Origin of the sequence: Polyangium sorediatum (genome assembly GCF_029946465.1) — a bacterium.
Lineage (GTDB): Bacteria > Myxococcota_A > Polyangia > Polyangiales > Polyangiaceae > Polyangium > Polyangium fumosum.
Map to the genome: position 1 here is coordinate 56,907 of NZ_JARZHI010000054.1, position 17,270 is coordinate 74,176.

17 protein-coding genes are annotated in these 17,270 nt (G+C 70.1%); 5 read left to right on the forward strand and 12 right to left on the reverse strand.

Annotated features, from left to right (window positions below; genetic code table 11):
* Nucleotides 1–83 precede the first annotated feature (83 nt).
* Nucleotides 84–1,451, forward strand: coding sequence for a hypothetical protein (locus tag QHF89_RS37315; protein ID WP_136972858.1), 1,368 nt, complete (start codon nt 84–86; stop codon nt 1,449–1,451).
* A gap of 9 nt (nt 1,452–1,460) precedes the next feature.
* Here QHF89_RS37315 and QHF89_RS37320 read toward each other — a convergent pair whose 3' ends face one another.
* Nucleotides 1,461–2,363 carry a nucleotidyltransferase family protein gene (locus QHF89_RS37320; RefSeq protein WP_136972857.1) on the reverse strand — a complete coding sequence of 301 codons (903 nt, stop codon included), beginning with the start codon at nt 2,361–2,363 and terminating at the stop codon, nt 1,461–1,463.
* Between the two features lie 116 nt (nt 2,364–2,479).
* Between QHF89_RS37320 and QHF89_RS37325 the strand changes: the two genes are divergently transcribed.
* A complete protein-coding gene (locus tag QHF89_RS37325; RefSeq protein WP_136972856.1) occupies nt 2,480–2,968 on the forward strand; it encodes a hypothetical protein in 489 nt (162 codons plus the stop codon).
* A gap of 1 nt (nt 2,969) precedes the next feature.
* Here the strand turns inward: QHF89_RS37325 and QHF89_RS37330 are convergent, their stop codons facing one another.
* The 5 genes from QHF89_RS37330 to QHF89_RS37350 form a co-directional block, all read right to left on the reverse strand.
* Nucleotides 2,970–4,079, reverse strand: coding sequence for a hypothetical protein (locus QHF89_RS37330; protein ID WP_136972855.1), 1,110 nt, complete (start codon nt 4,077–4,079; stop codon nt 2,970–2,972).
* An 85-nt stretch (nt 4,080–4,164) separates the two neighbouring features.
* Entirely contained in the window at nt 4,165–4,818 is a 654-nt protein-coding gene (locus QHF89_RS37335) for a DUF72 domain-containing protein (RefSeq protein WP_136929637.1), read from the reverse strand.
* Between the two features lie 447 nt (nt 4,819–5,265).
* Nucleotides 5,266–5,781 (reverse strand): hypothetical protein, encoded by a 516-nt coding sequence (locus QHF89_RS37340; RefSeq protein WP_136972854.1) that lies wholly within the window; start codon nt 5,779–5,781, stop codon nt 5,266–5,268.
* On the reverse strand, nt 5,778–7,091 hold the full coding sequence (locus tag QHF89_RS37345) for a ribonuclease H-like domain-containing protein (protein WP_136972853.1): 1,314 nt from the start codon (nt 7,089–7,091) through the stop codon (nt 5,778–5,780). The genes QHF89_RS37340 and QHF89_RS37345 overlap by 4 nt, the downstream gene beginning before the upstream one ends.
* Before the next feature lie 442 nt (nt 7,092–7,533).
* Nucleotides 7,534–8,301: a hypothetical protein gene (locus tag QHF89_RS37350; protein WP_136972852.1), complete on the reverse strand. Its 768-nt coding sequence runs from the start codon at nt 8,299–8,301 to the stop codon at nt 7,534–7,536.
* A gap of 290 nt (nt 8,302–8,591) precedes the next feature.
* On the opposite strand from QHF89_RS37350, the gene QHF89_RS37355 reads away from it, so the two are divergent.
* Entirely contained in the window at nt 8,592–9,101 is a 510-nt protein-coding gene (locus tag QHF89_RS37355; RefSeq protein WP_284721425.1) for a J domain-containing protein, read from the forward strand.
* A gap of 335 nt (nt 9,102–9,436) precedes the next feature.
* On the opposite strand, the gene coaE is transcribed toward QHF89_RS37355, so the two are convergent.
* From coaE to QHF89_RS37385, 6 genes are read right to left on the reverse strand one after another with little or no spacing between them, the layout of a single operon-like run.
* Nucleotides 9,437–10,051: a dephospho-CoA kinase gene (gene coaE / locus QHF89_RS37360; protein ID WP_136929632.1), complete on the reverse strand. Its 615-nt coding sequence runs from the start codon at nt 10,049–10,051 to the stop codon at nt 9,437–9,439.
* 1 nt (nt 10,052) lies between these two features.
* A complete protein-coding gene (locus tag QHF89_RS37365) occupies nt 10,053–10,622 on the reverse strand; it encodes an NUDIX domain-containing protein (RefSeq protein WP_136972850.1) in 570 nt (189 codons plus the stop codon).
* A complete protein-coding gene (locus QHF89_RS37370) occupies nt 10,619–11,269 on the reverse strand; it encodes a cysteine hydrolase family protein (protein ID WP_136972849.1) in 651 nt (216 codons plus the stop codon). Before QHF89_RS37370 ends, QHF89_RS37365 begins: the two co-directional genes overlap by 4 nt.
* Before the next feature lie 12 nt (nt 11,270–11,281).
* On the reverse strand, nt 11,282–12,670 hold the full coding sequence (locus QHF89_RS37375; RefSeq protein ID WP_136972848.1) for a nicotinate phosphoribosyltransferase: 1,389 nt from the start codon (nt 12,668–12,670) through the stop codon (nt 11,282–11,284).
* Between the two features lie 32 nt (nt 12,671–12,702).
* The gene (locus tag QHF89_RS37380) at nt 12,703–14,061 is read right to left on the reverse strand and encodes a cation:proton antiporter (protein WP_284721426.1); all 1,359 of its coding nucleotides are present in this window, start codon (nt 14,059–14,061) and stop codon (nt 12,703–12,705) included.
* Nucleotides 14,043–15,809: a glycoside hydrolase family 15 protein gene (locus QHF89_RS37385; RefSeq protein WP_136972847.1), complete on the reverse strand. Its 1,767-nt coding sequence runs from the start codon at nt 15,807–15,809 to the stop codon at nt 14,043–14,045. Before QHF89_RS37385 ends, QHF89_RS37380 begins: the two co-directional genes overlap by 19 nt.
* A gap of 211 nt (nt 15,810–16,020) precedes the next feature.
* On the opposite strand from QHF89_RS37385, the gene QHF89_RS37390 reads away from it, so the two are divergent.
* Nucleotides 16,021–16,515 (forward strand): MarR family winged helix-turn-helix transcriptional regulator, encoded by a 495-nt coding sequence (locus QHF89_RS37390; protein ID WP_136972846.1) that lies wholly within the window; start codon nt 16,021–16,023, stop codon nt 16,513–16,515.
* A gap of 5 nt (nt 16,516–16,520) precedes the next feature.
* Nucleotides 16,521–16,907 carry a hypothetical protein gene (locus tag QHF89_RS37395; protein WP_136972845.1) on the forward strand — a complete coding sequence of 129 codons (387 nt, stop codon included), beginning with the start codon at nt 16,521–16,523 and terminating at the stop codon, nt 16,905–16,907.
* The last annotated feature ends 363 nt before the right edge of the window (nt 16,908–17,270 follow it).

The window sequence follows — 17,270 nt, forward strand, 5'->3', positions numbered from 1 at the left end:
TGCTAGCACGGGGGCCGCGCGGCGCGGCGGCGAGATGAAAAGCCGCCGGGCTCGGGCTACGCTCGCGCCGCGTGAACGCTCGAATGGACCGACGCGCTAGGTGGCTCGTGGCGGCGGCGCTCCTCGGGAGCGGATGCAGCGAGGAGCCGATCGAGCGGACGCTGCAGATCGTGACGGGACACGAGTCGGACACGTTCTCGGCCACGCCCGCCGTGACGAAGATCCGCATCGAAGCCAAGACGGCGAGCGGGACGACGTTCGCCGCGGAGACGACGCCCGGCGGCACGTTCGACCTCGGCGAGGTGCCCGAAGACGAGCCACTCGGCGTCGAGGTGACGGGCACCACGGCCGAGGGGGCGACCGTCGTGCGAGGCCGCTCGCTCACGGGCATCGTGCCCGGCGCGTTCGCGAGCGCGGACATCCCGGTGTTCGTGCAGCGCGTCGGGCAGTGGGCGCGGCCGCCGGGGGGGCTCGTGCGGGCGCACGTGGACGCGCCGGCCGCGGTGCTGGGCGAGCAGTTCCTGGTGACGACGGGCGGGAGCGCGGCGGCGAGCGCGGACGGTGCGGCGGACGTGCGGCTCGGCGATTTTTACGATCTGCTCGGCTTGGGGCCGGCCGTGACGCCGGCGCTTCCGCTTTCGGCGCGGACGATCGTGGGGCGGCCGGGCGGGATGATGCTCCTCGGGGAGACGGGGGCGAGCGCGGTGGACGCGGACGGCTCGGCGTACGCGGTGGCGTGGCCGGCGAGCGCGGGCTCGTTCGCCGACGTGGCCGGGGGGCTCGTGGTCGAGTCGCCGTCCGGCACGAGTTACGTGGTGGGCGCGACGCGGGCGGGGACGGCGACGGACGTCGTGCTCGTGGTGAGCTCGGCGGGCGCGCTCTCGGTGCTACGGCTGTCGGCGGCGCGGAGAGGCGCGGCGGCGGCGTGGGCGCCGGGCGTGGGGCTCGTGGTGGCCGGGGGAAACACGAGCGCGGCGGGGTTCGAGGTGCTGCCGGAGGGCGGGACGGCGTTCGCGCCGAGGGACATGCCGGCCGACGCGACGGAAGGCGCGGCGGCGGTGGTGGCGGGGGATGGAAAGATGGCGCTCGTCGGCGGGCTCGACGGCGCGGGCGCACCCGCGAACGTCCGGACGTGGAGCCCGAGCTGCACGTCGGCTTGCGCGACCGAGGAGGTGGCGGGCGCGGCGTTGCCCGCCGGGCTCACGCGGGCGCAGGGGTTTTCGCTGGGCGGCTCGCGGATGCTCGTGGTCGGGCACGAGGCGACGGCGGCGAAGCTCGTGCGGGTGTTCGTGATCGATCGAAGCGGGCCGACGGTGGAAGAGCGACCGCTCCGCGAGCCCCGCGCGGGCGCGGCGGTGGTGGCCGCGCCGAACGGGACGCTCGCGATCCTGGGCGGGGTGCTCGAGGACGGCGCGCCTGCGCTGCACGTGGAGACGTTGTTCCCCGACTGAGCGATTCGTTCAGATCCGTACGATCGTGCCGCTCCCGAGCACGATCGCGCGCTCGAGCGGCGCTTCCACGACGGCGCCGGGACAGGCCACGACCTTGCGGAGCTCGCCCTGCCCTCGCACGGTCACGCCGTCGCCGAGGATGACGCTCTCGAGGGAGACGTCGGGAGCGACGTGCACGTCGTCACCGCGCCACGATCCGAACTCGGCGAGCCAGAGCATGCTCTCCTCGAAATAAGCCTGGGGCGTGCCGAGGTCACAGAAGCGCGACACGATCGCGCTCGCCGCGACCCGCTCGCCCGCGCGGAGCGCCGGCAAGTACACGTCGCCGACGAGGCAGCCCTCGCTGGGCAGGCGTGCGCGCGCCACCTCGCCGAGCATCTGCACGCCGATGAAATCCGCCCCTCGCACCTCACGACCAAACGTCTCGCCGCGCAGCCGCACGATCGAGCCATCCTCCCCGAGGCCGACGGTCCCCTCCCCGACCCGCATCTCTTCGTCATCCCGGAACGCGACCGCGAGCGTGGCGATCGCGCCCTTGGCCTTCGCGCGCGCGTGGGCCCCTTCGAGCGCCGTGACGGAGAACGTCGCGAGGATGTCGCCATTCCACACGAGCACGTCCCCCGGCCCGAGCGCGGGGGCCGCCGCCGCGACGCCCCCCGCGGTGCCGAGGATCTTCGGCTCGTGCACGAGGGTCACCCTGACCGGGGCCTTCAAGAACAGCCGCGACTCGAAGCGCTCTGCGAGGTGGTGCGTGTTCAGCACGACCCGCTCGACGCTGGCGGCGGCGAGGCGATCGAAGATGTGAAAGAGCAGCGGCTTGTTGCCGAACCAAACGAGCGGCTTGGGCGTCTCGTCGGTGAGCGGCCGAAGGCGCGTGCCGAGGCCGGCGCAGAGGATCATCGCGGTCGTCATGGTCGAACCCGGCACGCGCGCGCCCGGGACGGGAGACGTTCCCTCGGGGCGGCATCAGGGCGCGTAGCTTTGCCGAAAGCTCGACGCATGGCCAAGAGCCGTGCTACCGGACCGCCGTGCGCGTGCGCCCCGAACTCCGCCACCTCTTCGCCGCGGCCTTCGGTCTCCTCGTCGGCAGCGCGGCCAGCGCCTGCGGCACGGATGCCGTCGGGATCGACGCCTGCCGGGAGATCGAATCGGCGCGGTGCGAAGCCACGCAGGCTTGCGGCGCCACCGAGGCCGAGGCGATGCACTGCATCGACCTCTACCGCGATCAATGCCTGCACGGCCTCCAGAGCGGCCAGGAGCCCGGCGCCGATGCGACGGCCCGCTGCGTCGAGGCCGTCCACGCCGTGGCCGCCTGCGCACGCGCGGGCGCGGCGACGATGGCCGACTGCCCCGCCGAGCCGCTCGTCGCCGCCGCGGATCCCGCCGCGATCACGCCGTGCGTGGTGATCGCGCGCAAGCCCGAGCAGCTCGCCGACTGCGCGTTCGTCGCGAAGCCGGCGGACACGGGCACGACGACGCCCTCCGGGAACGACGCGGGCGACGCTGCGATGGAGTGAATCAGGGGTTCATCGGCGGCGGGCAGCCGAACATCGTGAACGACGCGATCGGATCGGTCTCGGCTGGACAGCCCGGCGAGTCGGGGTTTGGCGCTTTCGGCACGCCGATCACCGCGGGGTCGGCGTCGAAGCCTGCGGCGAACGAGACTGCGTTGCAGGCTTTGTTCGGCTCGGGTGGGCCGGTCTGCACGTCGAGCCCGCGGCAGAACGCGTCCTGCGTCGCGCCCCAGAAGATGTTGTCGGTGCAGAACGGCTTGCCCGTGTCGTCGCGGAAGCTCTGCACCATCCGGAAGAGCTCGACCTGCGGGATGCGCCCTGCGATGAGGCCGTCGCGCAGGATCCAGCGCCCGAGACTGTCTTTCAGGATCTTCGCCTGGATCGTGCCTGAGGACAGGTTGATGTGCAGCCGCGTGTTGCCGCCGGCGACCGCGATCCCACCCACCGGCGCCGAGAGGACAAGCATCCCGTCGGTCACGTACGCGTCGTTGTCGTAGTACTTCGGGGTGTTCACGTTGGCGGGGTCTTCGAGCGTGCTCGTCGCGATCGGCCAGGCGTCGCTCCCGTCCCACGCGGGCTGCGCCTCCGTCCCTTCGCTCCCGTACCAGGCGACGCGCACCTTCGAGTCGTTCGGCTGGCCGTTGTAGCCGCTGACGTGGAAGATGATGCCCCAGCTCCCGAGCTCGGCGAACAGGCTGTAGCGCTCCGACAGGTCCTGCACCTGGAGCGCGAGCTCGACGAGGCTGAAGAGCGCGGGCATCTGGTTGTCCCGCCCCATCGCCTTGTCGCAGCTCAACTTCTCCGGCTGCCCCTCCGGCGGGATGCACGACCGCTCCTCGCCCTGGCAACTGCAAAACCTGTCGAGATCGAGCCCGAGATCAGCGCCGTCCTTGTCCGTCTTCAGCCGGAGGACACGCAGCGCCACGACGAACTCTTCCTCGGGCGCCGCGTCGTTCGGGGGCGTCGGCGCCGGAGGCCCCGGCACCGACGCGTGGCCGCAGAGCTCCTCGGACTCGGGCGGAGGCGTGAATTTCTCGAAGCCTTCGAGGGCACAACTCGACGCCAGCCCCACGGTCGGCGCGAGCAGGAACAAGCAAGCCAGCCAGGCGCGCACGATGACAGCCTATCGCAAGCCCCCGCCCGCGAGAAGCGGCGCGCGCGCGCGCGAGGCCTCCCGCGTCCGCGCCGAGGCGCAAACGCTACAGCTTCAAGGCTTTCTTGAAGCGCTTCGCATCCGCGAACATGTCGACGTTCGTGAACACGTACGTCGCATCCTTGTGATGCCTGCCGCCGCGGGCGATGTCGGCGAGCTTCTCGATCGCCGGATCCTCGTACCTGGACTTGTGCCCCGCAGGGCCGTGCAAGCGGTAGTACCCCGTCGGCAGCTTCGAGAGGCCGGAGACGAGCGGATCCCGCGCCGCGAGGGCCCCGACCTCCTGCGTGAGCTCGTCACACTCGTCCGGGTCCCAGCCAGGCGCGGGCTCATAGACGACGCGGTCGAAGCGCGAACGCACGGCATGGAGGAACTCCCGGAGCATGCCCTTGTTCGTCTTGCTGGGCGCAAACTCGGGCGGCGCCACGAAGACCGCCGTCTTGGCCTCGAGCTCCTCCGCCACGCCCTCGAGACCCTTCAGCGCCGTCTCGATGACCTTGCCATCCCGGAACCCCTCCTGCCCGACCTCGCGCGGTCCAAGCAACGCAAACCGAAACCCCTCCGGGGCCTCGCGCCGCCACCGCCGGATGGTGCCAGGGCCAGGCATGGACATGTGGGTTTCCTGGACCTCCACGAACATGAATTCGCGGAAGTACCTCGTCGCTGGGACGGGAAAGCCGGCGCAGCCGACGGTAATCATCGTCTCCCACGGTAGCCTACGCAGCGCTGTTTGTCATTGCTGGAGAAAGGCCCCGCCCCGAGGAGGGCGCACACGGGGGAAGGCCAGTGGGCAAACCTCCCAGCGGAGCCCCACGGGGACGCGCGGGGCTCTGCCCCGCACCCCGGAAGGGGGCTGTCCGCCCCCTTCACCCCGGACCAGGCACGGCCTGGACCGAAGGCGTAGAAACCGCGCGATGCGCGGTTTCTACGACGGGCCCGTGGCAAGACCACGGACCACCTTGCCAACCAAGACGGCGGCGCTGTCCCCCCGTTCGCGCTGGCCAGCCCGTCGCTGGTCTTGACTCGGCCCGTTGCAAAAACCGCGCGATGCGCGGTTTTTGCATCACCGGTCCAGGCCGTGCCTGGTCCGGGTCCAGGGGTGGACAACCCCTGGTCGGGGTCCGGGGTGAAACCCCGGCGCGACGTTTCACTCGAGGGCCCGCCGCACGAGCTGCGCGCCGAGGCGAAGCGCCGCGCGGCGGAGGGCTTCCTCACGGGTCGCGTGAAACGAGGTGGGATCGTCCTCTCGTGCGGCGAACTCGCGCACGGTGACGTCGGGGCCGAGTCGATCGGGGGGTGCGTCTTTCGTGCGACGTACGAAGGCGCGGCCGCGGAGCGTGAACGTCACGGAGCGCGCGAGGGGCGGGCCGTCGCGGGTCGCGACGCCTGGTGCTGCGCCGCCTTCCTCGACACGCACGAGCTCGACGACGAGGGCTGGGCATCGCGCGTCGGTGCGTGGGTCACACGACGCGAGCAGGCCTCCGGCTGCGAGCTCGGCGCGTGCGCCCGCGACGACCCCCTCCTCGGCGGCGGCGGATGCGACCACTCCGGGGGCAGGTAGGACTGCGAGTGGCTCCGCGTGTTCGGCTGCGGCGCCCACGAGGCGATACCCGCATCCCGGCACGACGACGAGCCCCACGAGCGCGACGAACCACCTCTTCACGGACGCTTCTCGATCTTGCGCCGGAGCCGCGTGCGCCGCTTCTCCGTGGCCGCGTCTGCTTCGCCTGTCCCGCGCTCGACGAGCGCGAGCGCTGCTGCGAATGATTTGACGTGGTGCTCGTAGAGCTTCGCGAGCTCGAGCCGCACGGAAGGATCGTCGACCTCCTCGGCGAGCGCCTGGTAGTCGAGCAGCGCGCGCGCCTTGTCTCCGCGCGCCTTCGCGATGTCGCCGCGTGTTCGCTTCGCGAGCGCGCCGCCGCCTCGCGCGACGGCCGCTTCCGCGGTCTCCGCTGCGCGATCGAGCTCGCCTGCGCGACGGAGCGTCTTTGCCACGCCGGCGAGGTCTGCGCCGGGCAGCCCGCCGTTCATCGGCTCGCCGTAGAGCCCCACGAGGGCCACCATCGAGAGCACGTCGTGCTCGTTGTGCGTGACCACGCCGGAGAGCGCGCCCTCGTCCGACGTGCGCAGATAGTGCATGTAACACGCGACCACGTCTGCGCCTCCGACGTCGCCCACGCGCTCGCGCCCGAGCACCTCGCTCTCGATCGCGGCGAGCGTGCGGCTCTTGAGCCGATGCCCGTGGATGCGGCGCGCGACGTGTACGAGATCGAGGTGCGGCAACTCCCGCGGCGGCGGCATGCGGTTCATCACGCAGCGCGCGCGGAGCAGTGGCATGTCGAAGGACTTGCCGTTGTACGTGACGATCATCGAGGCCTCGTCGAGCCTTCGCGCGAGCAGCTCCAGCATGGGCGCTTCCTCGCCGAGCCGCCGCAGCAGCGCTTGCTCCAGGATGAACGCGCCTTGGGCCTCGTCGTAGAACGACATCCCGAGCAGGAACGCGACCGTGCCGGTGCCGCCCTGGAGCCCTGTCGTCTCGGTGTCGATGAAGAGCGCGCGCCGTGCGTCGCAGGCCGCGAGCGCTGGATCGAGCGCGAGCAGCGAGAGCAGGCCTGGCTCGGCATCCCGCGCGGCCACGAGCGGCGCTCGGCCGACACGCGCGGCGGGCGGCGTGCGATCACGACGCACGTAGAGCGGCCCCCGTGTCGTGTGCTCGACGAAAAAGGGCAGCTCGGTGTGCGAGGGATCGGGCCGCGGCGCGGTGGGCGCGGCCTTGCCGAGGATGCGGGCGATCCGATCACGCAGCTCGTCGAGCGACGGCTTGGACTTCAGCGCGGCCGCGGCGTTCTCGGGAACGGGAACGGGCTCGGGGGCGGGAGCGGGCGCAGGGGCAGGCGCAGGCGCGGCGGCAGGCGCAGACGCGGCCCCGGGCATCGGCGGCAAGCGGGCGAGCTTGGATGCAAACGAGGCCATGCGCTCCCAGGGCCCAGGCTGGCACGACGAACACTGAACATCAAGACAGGCGTGCCCGGCAGCGGAGGGCCGCCGGGTTGCGTTCCGCAAGGCCCGGGTCGTGTTCCGCAACGGCGGACTCGTGTCCCGCAACGGCGGCCTCGTGTTCCGCAACGGCGGACTCGTGTTCCGCAACGGCGGGCTCGTGTTCCGCAACGGCGGCCTCGTGTCCCGCAACGGCGGGCTCGTGTCCCGCAACGGCGGCCTCGTGTCCCGCAACGGCGGGCTCGTGTTCCGCAACGGCGGGCTCGTGTTCCGCAACGGCGGCCTCGTGTCCCGCAACGGCGGGCTCGTGTCCCGCAACGGCGGCCTCGTGTCCCGCAACGGCGGCCTCGTGTTCCGCAACGGCGGGCTCGTGTCCCGCAACGGCGGGCTCATGTCCCGCAACGGCGGGAGCGTACGATCAAGGCGTGATGGTGAGGTTGTACGTGACGTCCAGCTCGAACGCCTGATCCGGCGCCGTCACGATCTTCGCGGTGAACCGGATCTCGTGGTCTCCAGCGGAGAGGGGCTTCAGCATGACCCAGAGGCCGTCGGCGGCGGCAATCCGCGTCGAGTCCACCGGCACGCCGCAAGAATTCTCCCGGATGGGGCCGCTGCAAGGGGTCCCGAAGATATCCTCGGCCTGGCTCGACGTGGGGTCGTCGAAGGTGGCCGTGTGCGCGCGTCGGTCCTCGAGGCCCGTGATGGCATTGCCATCGACTTCGAGCGTCGCCGTGACCTCGTAGTCCTCGAAGAACGACGTAGCGACGTCGTGGATCTCAGTCTCCGACGTCAACGTTTCGCACATCTGGCTGGGGTCGATGGCGACATACTCCGGGCACGTCCGCGCGATGGAATTGACGATCGGGAAGAAGATCGCCTTTCCCGAGGGAACGGTGCAAGCGCGCGTGGTCTGGCCGCCCGTATTGCCCACCAGGAAAAACACGTCCCCCGTCTGGTCCTGGTCGCAAGGCCCCTCCAGGATCGGGTTTTCAGCCTTGGGGATCGAGAACGCCCATTGGAACCACGCCTCGGCCCACTGCTCGTACGTCTTGCCGAAGGGCTGCGCCTCGACGTCGTAAAGGTAATCAGGAGGCGGCGGCGGGGGCTCAGGGTCCTTCCCGGAGCACGCAAGCGCGAGCAACGCGAAGAGAGGGAGCAGCGATGCAGGAAGGATCTTTCGTTTCATGGAGACTCCACGTCAGCCGTAACGCACGCCCCGATGGGGCGGCGTTCACGAGAGATCTTCAAGGGCTGCACGCGGCATGCCAGGTTCGCCCGATACGAATCACCGCGGCACGACGCAAGCCACCCCTCGTCCACGCGTAACGGCGCCAAGACAGATGTCACGCAGCCGTGACAGCAAGGTGGTGCGCCCGCATGACAGCCGCTTCGGCGCCAAAGCCCAAGCAAGCGACGCCGCGTCGAACACGTGACAGCCCCCCACTTCACAGCCATCCTTCCCGCCAAAGTCCCCCCATGCCCGGCGTCGTCTCCATCACCACCACCAAGCGCCGCCGCTACCTCTGGTGCGCCTGGTGGACAGGCGAGCCCACGCGCACGCCATTCCGCAAACCCGACGCGTTCTCCGGCGGCGCAAAGTCTCTCGAAGAAGCGCGCAAGCAAGCCGAGCGCACCGCAGGCCAACCCCTCCGCGAAATCGAAGCCATCTGGGCACGCGCCTGGGTCCGCGTGCAAGCCGGGCAACCCCCCTGGGTCGAATCCAAAACCCGCACCCCCCACGAAGAACCCCCGCCCCAAGATTCACGACAAAAACGTCGCAGATCCACCCCCACCATCGCCGACCCCACCCTCTGCCCCTTCGAAGTCCTCGGCCTACCCAAAACCGCCTCCCCAGACGACATCCGCCGCGCCTTCCGTCGCCGCGCCCTGGAAACCCACCCCGACCGAGGCGGCAACGCCGCCGCCTTCATCCGCGTCACCTGGGCCCGCGACGAAGCCACATTCCGAGCCGCCAAGCGGGTCTAGTCGGAGGCGTCGCGCCGGGGCGCTGCCCCGGCCCCCGCGGGGGGCTGTCCGCCCCCTCGACCCCGGACCAGCGAGGCGCTGGACCCAGGGTTGAAAAACTGCGCTCCGCGCAGTTTTTCAAACAGGCCGACGAAGAACCCTGGTCGCCAGCAGAACCAGCAGCGCGGCGGTCTTCGAGCGCGACGCCGCTGCCGGTCTTGACCCTGGCTGTTCGATGAACTGCGCACCGCGCAGTTCATCGACCCCGGTCCAGGCCGTGCCTGGTCCGGGTGCAGGGGCGGACAGCCCCTGCTGGGGCCTGGGGCAAAGCCCCAGCGCAACGCCTCGCGCTGAGCCTAGCTCGCGTCCGCCTTTGCGCGGATGGCGGCGAGGACCTCGTCGGCGCGTTGGATCGTTTGCTCCATCGTGCCGCTCGTGTCGATCACGTAGTCGGCGACCTTGACCTTCTCTGCGACGGGCATTTGTGCGCGGATGCGCGCGAGGGCGGCTTTCTCGTCGACGCCGTCGCGCTCCATCGTGCGCGTGACCTGGATGGCTTCGGGTGCGCTTACCACGACGAGTGGGCGAAAGGCGTCTGTCAGCCCGTTCTCTACGAGCAGTGCGGCCTCGTAACATGCGAGGGGCTCGCCGCGCTGCGCGAGCTCTTGCGCGAGCATCATCGTCCGCGCTCCGATGCGTGGGTGCAGGATGCGGTTCAGGGCGCGACGCTTCTCCTCGTCGCCGAACACGATGGAACCGAGCTTGCTGCGATCGAGGGTTCCGTCGTGCCGGAGCACGCCTTCGCCGAACAGCTTGATGATTTCTGTGAGCCCGCTCGTCCCCGGCGCGACGGCCTGACGCGCGACCACGTCTGCGTCGATCACCTGCACGCCTTGCTCGCGGAAGCGCGCTGCGACCGTGCTTTTGCCGCACGCGATCCCGCCTGTCAGGCCGAAGAATACGAACGCCATATCAATCTCGCGAGAGCGCCGTCTCGATCGCTCGTTGCGCCTCTTCTCCTGACATCGGTTGGCCGAAGAGCAGCGGCCCTAGCATGTCCGAGCTTGCTTCGAGCCGCGCGATCGCGCGCGCGAGGATCTCGTCGTGATCGAATGCGAGCGGGCCTGCCTCCTCGCCGTCGGCCGTGAGTCCCACGCGACCACGCTCGTCGAGGCGGATCGAGAAGAACTTCGCGGCGCGCGCGTCGTCGCCGCCCTTGGCCTCGCCGCGCCGGTTGGCAGGGAGAATCGCGACGTGCGCGACGCTCACGACCCATCCGCGTGGATCACGGCCTGGCCGCGAGAACACGCCGAGCTCGACCATCGGCAGATCTCGAATGCCTGTCTCTTCCACGAGCTCGCGCGCCGCGCTCTCGCGCACGGTCTCCAAGGGCTCGCAGAATCCGCCGGGGACTGCCCACCGCCCTGCGAACGGATCCTTGCCGCGCTGGATGAGCAGCACGGAGATGCGGCCCGTGTCGTCGAGCGAGAACGTCACGACGTCTGCGGTCAGGCTCGGCTTCGGGTACTCCTTGTCGCTCACGGGGTCACCTGGGACGACGTCGCGAGTTTCACGCCTGCGGCGCGCATCTCCTGCAGCGCCTTCGCGACGCCCTCCTCCGTGATGCCCGCGCTCGCATCGGTGACGAGCGTCGTCGTGTACCCGCGCTCCGCGAGCCCGAGCGCGGCGGCGCGCACGCAGTAGTCCGTGGCCACGCCGAAGACCACGAACGAGAGAGGCTCGCCGTACCGCTCGGCGAGCGCCTTCACGAACGGATCGGCGAGCGGATTCACGAAGAGGCTGTAGACCTCCTTCTCGAAGTACACGCCCTGCGTCTCGCCGCGGACCACCTCGTCCACGATGGGCGCGATCGGCGCGGACGCCACGTTCGGCACGAACCGGAAGCGCGGCGGCAGCGTGCCATCCACCTTCAGCCAGCCCGGCGTACCCTTCACGCAGTGCTCCGGGAAATTGGGCTTCTCCCCGTTCGGCCCCGTGGCGCTCGTGGAGGCGAACTCCCACGCGTCCCAGGCGTGCGAGTCGACCGAGCCGAGGATCGGGATGTGGTGCGCGACCGCGTACGCGACGAGCCTCCGCATCGCGTCGGTCGGTGATCCTTTCACGTAAAGCGAGCCGCTTGGCTCGCAGAAATCCCGCTGCACGTCCACGTCGACGAAAATCGTTCGCATGCCCCTTCCCTCCTACGTCGCAGCCCCGACAACCCGGGCGCGTACATCCTCCACGAGCTCGAGCAGCCGCGCAGAGGGCACGGGGCGGAACGGCTCGTCCGTGCGCTCCGGAGGCGGCGGCGCCTCGTCGAGCACGTGGAGCGCCCCCGGCAAACGCGCTAGCTCCCGCGTCACCCGCGCCCGCACCACGTCGAGCCCCTCGGCCGGCTCCGTGCGCGCTCCGCTCTTCATGCGCGGCACGAGCAGCGCCTCGGCCTCTCCTTCGCCGAGCCCGCGCGGGTCCTCGTCCGCGAGCGCGATCACGTCGCGCGCGAGCACGCCTGCGCCGTCCACGAAGCGGTAGACCTGGTGCGGCCCCGGGAACGTGGCCTTGCCCTCGGAGAACTTGCAGATCGGGACGACCACCCTCCCCTCCTGCTCGATCTCGACGAGCTTGTAGACGCCGCCGAGCGCGGGCGAGTCGATGCTCGCCACGAGATCCGTGCCCACGCCGTACAGATCGATCGGCGCGCCCGCGCGGACGAGCGCTTCGATCTTGTACTCGTTGAGATCCCCCGACGCGACGATCTTCGCCGACGTGCAGCCTGCTGCGTCCAGGATGGGCCGCACCGCGCGCGAGAGCGCGAGCAGATCGCCCGAGTCGAGGCGCACGCCCTTCAGCTTGTCCTTGGCGATCCGCGCGGCGCGCTCGGCCCCCCGAAGCGTGTCGTACGTGTCGATGAGCAGGATCGACGCGCTCGGGAACGTGGCGACGTAGTTCTCGAACGCCTCCTCCTCCGTCGCGTGCGCCATCGTCCAGATGTGCGCGGCCGTGCCCATCACGGGGATGCCGAAGCGCTTGCCCGCCTCCACGTTCGACGTGCCCACGAACCCCGCGGCATACGCGCTACGCGCTGCGTCGACGGCTGCCTCCGGGTGCGTGCGCCGCGTGCCGAACTCGATGACGCCTGCGCCGCCCGCCGCGCGCACCACGCGTGCCGCCTTCGACGCGATCATCGTCGCGTGGTTCATCGCCGAGAGCAGGAACGTCTCGACGATCTGCGCCTCGATGATCGGCGCCGAGATCCGCACGAGTGGCTCGTTCGCGAACACCACCGTGCCCTCGCGGACGGCCGCGACGTCGCCCCGGAACCGGAAGCGCCGCAGGTACTCGACGAAGGGCTCGGTCATCGCGTCGCGCAGCGCCGGGACGTCCCGCAGGTAGCGGATCTCGTCCTCGGTGAAGGAGAGGGTCTCGAGGTAGCCGAGGAGCCGCTCGATCCCCATCGCGAGGAGGTAGCGCCGGTGCCGCGGCAAGCGGCGCACGAACATCTCGCACGTCGCGCGCCTGTCTTGCATGCCGCGGTGGAAGTACCCCGCGGCCATCGTGAGCTGGTAGAGGTCGGTGCGCAGGGCGTCCACGAGATCGGTGTTACGAGCACCGCCTCGTCGGGTCAATGCGCGTCGTGTGCGCCGGGGATCGGAGGCTTGGGCGACTTCGCCGCGCGTCGGGACAGGCTCCACTTGAGCGCGGGCGGCGTGAACATCGTGGTGACGATGACCATGGCCACGACGGCCGAGAAGACCGCGCCGGAGATCACGGGCTTGCCGCCCACCGTGAGCGACTGGCCGATGTTGGCGAAGATGAGCCCGACCTCGCCACGCGGGACCATGCCGACGCCGATGGTCAGCCGATCGATCCCCTTGCCCACGCCGAGCGAGCACGCCTGCTTGCCGAGGATCGCCGCGACCGTGAGCCCCGCCGCGAGCAGCGGCACGCCCGGCTGCCCGAAGGCGCCGAGGTCCGTGCGCGCGCCCATGAGCACGAAGAAGATCGGCACGAGGAACGACGAGATCGGCTGAACGAGGTGCTCCAGCGTGGACTCGCCGCGCGCCGTGAAGTCGCGGAAGTGCAGGTCTTCGAGCACGAGGCCCGCGGCGAACGCGCCGACGATCGGGGCGAGGCCGATGAGGCCCGCGAGCCATGAAAAGAAGAAGCAAAACGCGAGGCCGAGCGCGAGCAGGACGCCGCGGGCGCGGAGGCGCGAGGCCACGGAGAAGAGGCGCCGAGAGAGCTTGGCGCCGATCACGAGCGAGCCGACGAGGAACACGAGGGCCTTGCCGAACACGGTCCCGATCTCGCCGTAGCTCATCGCCCCGCCGCGATCGGCCGCGCCGAGGATGCCCGTGACGACCGCGAGGATCACGAGCCCGAGCACGTCGTCGATGACGGCCGCGCCGAGGATGATGCGCGCCTCCGCGCTCTGCGACGCCTTCAAGTCCTGCAGCACGCGCGCCGTGATGCCGACGCTCGTCGCGGTGAGCGTCGCGCCGAGGAAGGCGTGCACGTACGGGCTCGCCTCCGGCAGGAGCCACGCGCCGAAGAGCCAGCCGAGCGCGAAGGGCGCGACCACGCCGAGCGTCGCGACGAAAAAGCTCGTGACGCCCACCTTCAGCATCTGCGCGACCGTCGATTCGAGCCCGACCTCGAAGAGGAGCACGAGCACGCCGAGCCGCGAGAGCATGTCGATGCTCGCGTCCGTCTTGATCGGTTCGAACGCCGATACCCCGAGCGCGCCGAGGTTGCCGAGGATCACGCCGGCGACGAGCTCGCCGAGCACCGCGGGCTGCCCAACACGAACGGCGAGATCCCCGCCGAGCTTGGCCGCCGCGAGGATCACCGCGAGGTAGAGGACGACGGCGCCGATCGGATCGGCGTGCGCGCTCCCCTCGGATCCGAACGCGATCGAGGGAAGGAGCGCGCCGACGAGGACGGCGAGGAGGAGGCTTGTCTTTAGAGGATGTCGGACCACGGAGGAGACGACGCGAACGCTGCGTGGATGAGGCCTACGTGGGAGTAGGCCTGGGGGAAATTACCCCACATCCGCAGCGTGCGGGTCTCGTAGTCTTCGGAGAGCAGCCCCACCGGCGAGAGCGCGGAGCGCGCGCGATCGAGCACCTCGCGCGCCTCGGCCTTGCGGCCCACGGTCGCGAGCGCCTCGACGAGCCAGAAGGTGCAGATGATGAACGCCACGCTCGTCTCGCCGAACTCGTCGCCGCGATACCGCATGAGCCAGCCGCCCTGGGACAAGCGATCGCGGATCGCGTCGATCGTCCCGTGCAGGCGGGGATCGTTCGGCGGCAAGAAGCGGAGCGGCGCCATCTGCAGGAGCGCCGCGTCGAGCTCCTCGCCGCCGTAACTCGACACGAACGAGTTCAGATCCGGGCGCCACGCCTTCTCCACGATCTCGGCGCGGATGCGCTCGGCCGCGGCGCGGTAATGGTTCGCCCGCGCAGGCCGGTGGCGCTCGGCGACGCGCGCCATGCGGTCGGCGGCGCAGAAGCACATGAGGCTCGAGAAGGTCTGCGGCCGCGCGTCCGAGCGGAACTCCCAGATCCCCGCGTCCGGCGTGCCCGCGACCTCGATCGCCTTCTGCGTGAGCCGCTCCAGGAGATCGAGCCCGTGCGTCGATCGTTCGGCGACGAAACGATCGTCGAGGAAGACGGGCGCGAGCGCGAGGACCATCTCCCCGAAGACGTCGTGCTGGAGCTGCGTGGCCGCCGCGTTGCCGACGCGGACGGGCCCCTGCCCCTCGTAGCCCGGCCACGCGTCGAGGATGGACTCTTCGAGATCGGGCGTGCCGTCGACACGATAGAGCGGGCCGAGCGAGAGCGAGGGCGCAGCCGAGGCGGCGATGTTGAAGAGGTACTGGATGAACTGCTCGCGCTCCTCGAAGTGCCCGAGCAGGCGGAACGCCGCGAGCGCGTAGTACGCGTCGCGCAGCCAGCAGTAACGATAGTCCCAGTTGCGCCCGCTGCCCGGCGCCTCGGGGATGCTCGTCGTCATGGCCGCGACGATCGCGCCCGTGTCCTCGAAGCAGTGCAGCTTGAGCGCGAGCGCCGAGCGGATGACCTCCTGCTGGAAGAGCGGCGGGATGTCGCAGTGCATGACCCAGCGCTCCCAGTACCGCCGCGTTTGCCCGAGGAAGTGCTCACAAGCGGTCGGGAGCGAGTCCTCGAGCGGCGGGCCCCAGGCGAGCACCAAGTGCTTCTTGCCCGTGAGCGCGAACGGGATGTCGGTCACGTACGAGAGCGGGATGTCCGTCGTCAAGCGGAGCGGAGCCGAGAAGCCCTCGTACCGGATGTGGTTCGACCCGACGAGCCGCCCCGGCGTCCCCTTGCCCCAGCCGAGGCGCGGCTCACAGCGGACACGCACGCGGGGCGTGCCCTCGAGCGGCTCGACGATCCGCACGATCATCGTCGGCCGAAAGAACCGGTCCTTCTGGAAGTAACGCGGCGCAAAGTCGAGGACCCGGAACGCGCCCGAGGGGGAGCGGAAGGTCGTCTCGAGGATGTTTGTGTTCGGAAGATATCGCTGCACGCCCGGCTCCCCCCCCGCCGGCCCCACGGTGAAGACACCCCCCCCCTGCTCGTCGAGCAAAGAGGAGAAGACCGGCTCGGCGTCGAAGCGCGGCAGGCAACACCACACGATCGACCCCGAGCGGTCTATCAGCGCGGAATATTGGCAGTTTCCGATGACGGCAAGATCTTCGAGTCGCACCGGTCAAGGATGGCCTGCCCGTCGTTGCCGCTCAAAAGGAAAACCGTCGGAGCAAAAAACGATCGTCCGGGGGAACCTTCCTGCGTTTCATTCCGACGGGTCGTCTGGCGCCGCCGCGCGAACACTGCGCGGTGCACCCTTCGACGGTCTCGATCGACGGGGCGAGGTGGGCTAGCGTGGCTCGCTTGGCGGAAAGGGAATCGGCTCGGTCATGAGCGCAGCACCCAGCGAAAAGAGCGAAAAGAAGAAGCAGAAGGCGGACAAGGCCGAGAAGCTCGGCGAGGTCCTGGATTTCATGCGCCTGCTCTGGGCCGTCGATCACGCCCTGCAGTCGATGTCGAAGCGCATGGAGGCGTCGCTCGGCGTCACGGGGCCGCAACGCCTCGTGATCCGGATCGTGGGGCGCTTCCCGGGCATCTCGGCAGGCGAGCTCGCGAGCGTGCTGCACATCCATCCGAGCACGCTCACGGGGATCCTCAAGCGCCTCGAGAGCCGCAGCATCATCGGTCGCAAGCCCGATCCGGACGACGCGCGGCGCGCGCTCTTCGAATTGACGGCGCGCGGGCGCGAGCTCGACGGCCTGAAGATCGGAACCGTGGAGTCGATCGTGCGGCGCTCGCTCGCGAAGCTCCCGCCGCGCAAGGTCGGCTCGGCGCGCGACGTGCTCCACGCGCTCGCGATGGCCCTCCTCGAAGAGAAAGAGTAACCCGCATGCGAGAGCTCCGCGTCGCGCTCATCCTCTCCATGCTCCTCGCCGCGTGCGGCGGGGAGGATCCGGATCTCACGCCCTTGCCCGACGACGGAAGGTTCCGCCCACCGGCGAGCGGCGAACGCACGACCGAGGCGCTCGCGTGCAATACGCTCGTCGACGCGCACAGCAAGCGGATGCTCTCGCTCGGCTGTTTCGGCACGTCACGCACGTGCCCAGGCTTTTTACGCGCGGAGTTCGGCGCCGAGTGCCTGGAATACGACAAGGGCAGCGTCGACGGCTGCCTCGAGTTCTACGCGTCGAAGACGACGTGTGACGAGCTCAAGGTGGCGCTCGAGGGCTGCGTGATCACGGCCTACACAGGCACGACGCCGGCCGGCTGTCCGTAGTTTGCTGGGGCTTTGCCCCAGGCCCCAGGAGGGGGCTATCCGCCCCCTCCACCCCGGACCAGCGAGGCGCTGGACCCCGGGTCGATGAACTGCGCGGTGCGCAGTTCATCGAGCAGCCGTTGGCAAGACCGGCGACGAGCCTGCCAACCGAGACAGCCGCGCTGCGGGTTCGGCTGGCAGCCCGGCTTCTTCGTCGGCCCGTTTGAAAAACTGCGTGGAGCGCAGTTTTTCAACCCTCGGTCCAGGCCGTGCCCTGAGCATTGGTCCCATCTCCCATCGGTACATTCGCCCCCTCTGACGACATTTAGAGGGGGAGATGTTGGATGCAAAGACGGCCTCGTCGGCGGAAGCGTGGGCGGAGGA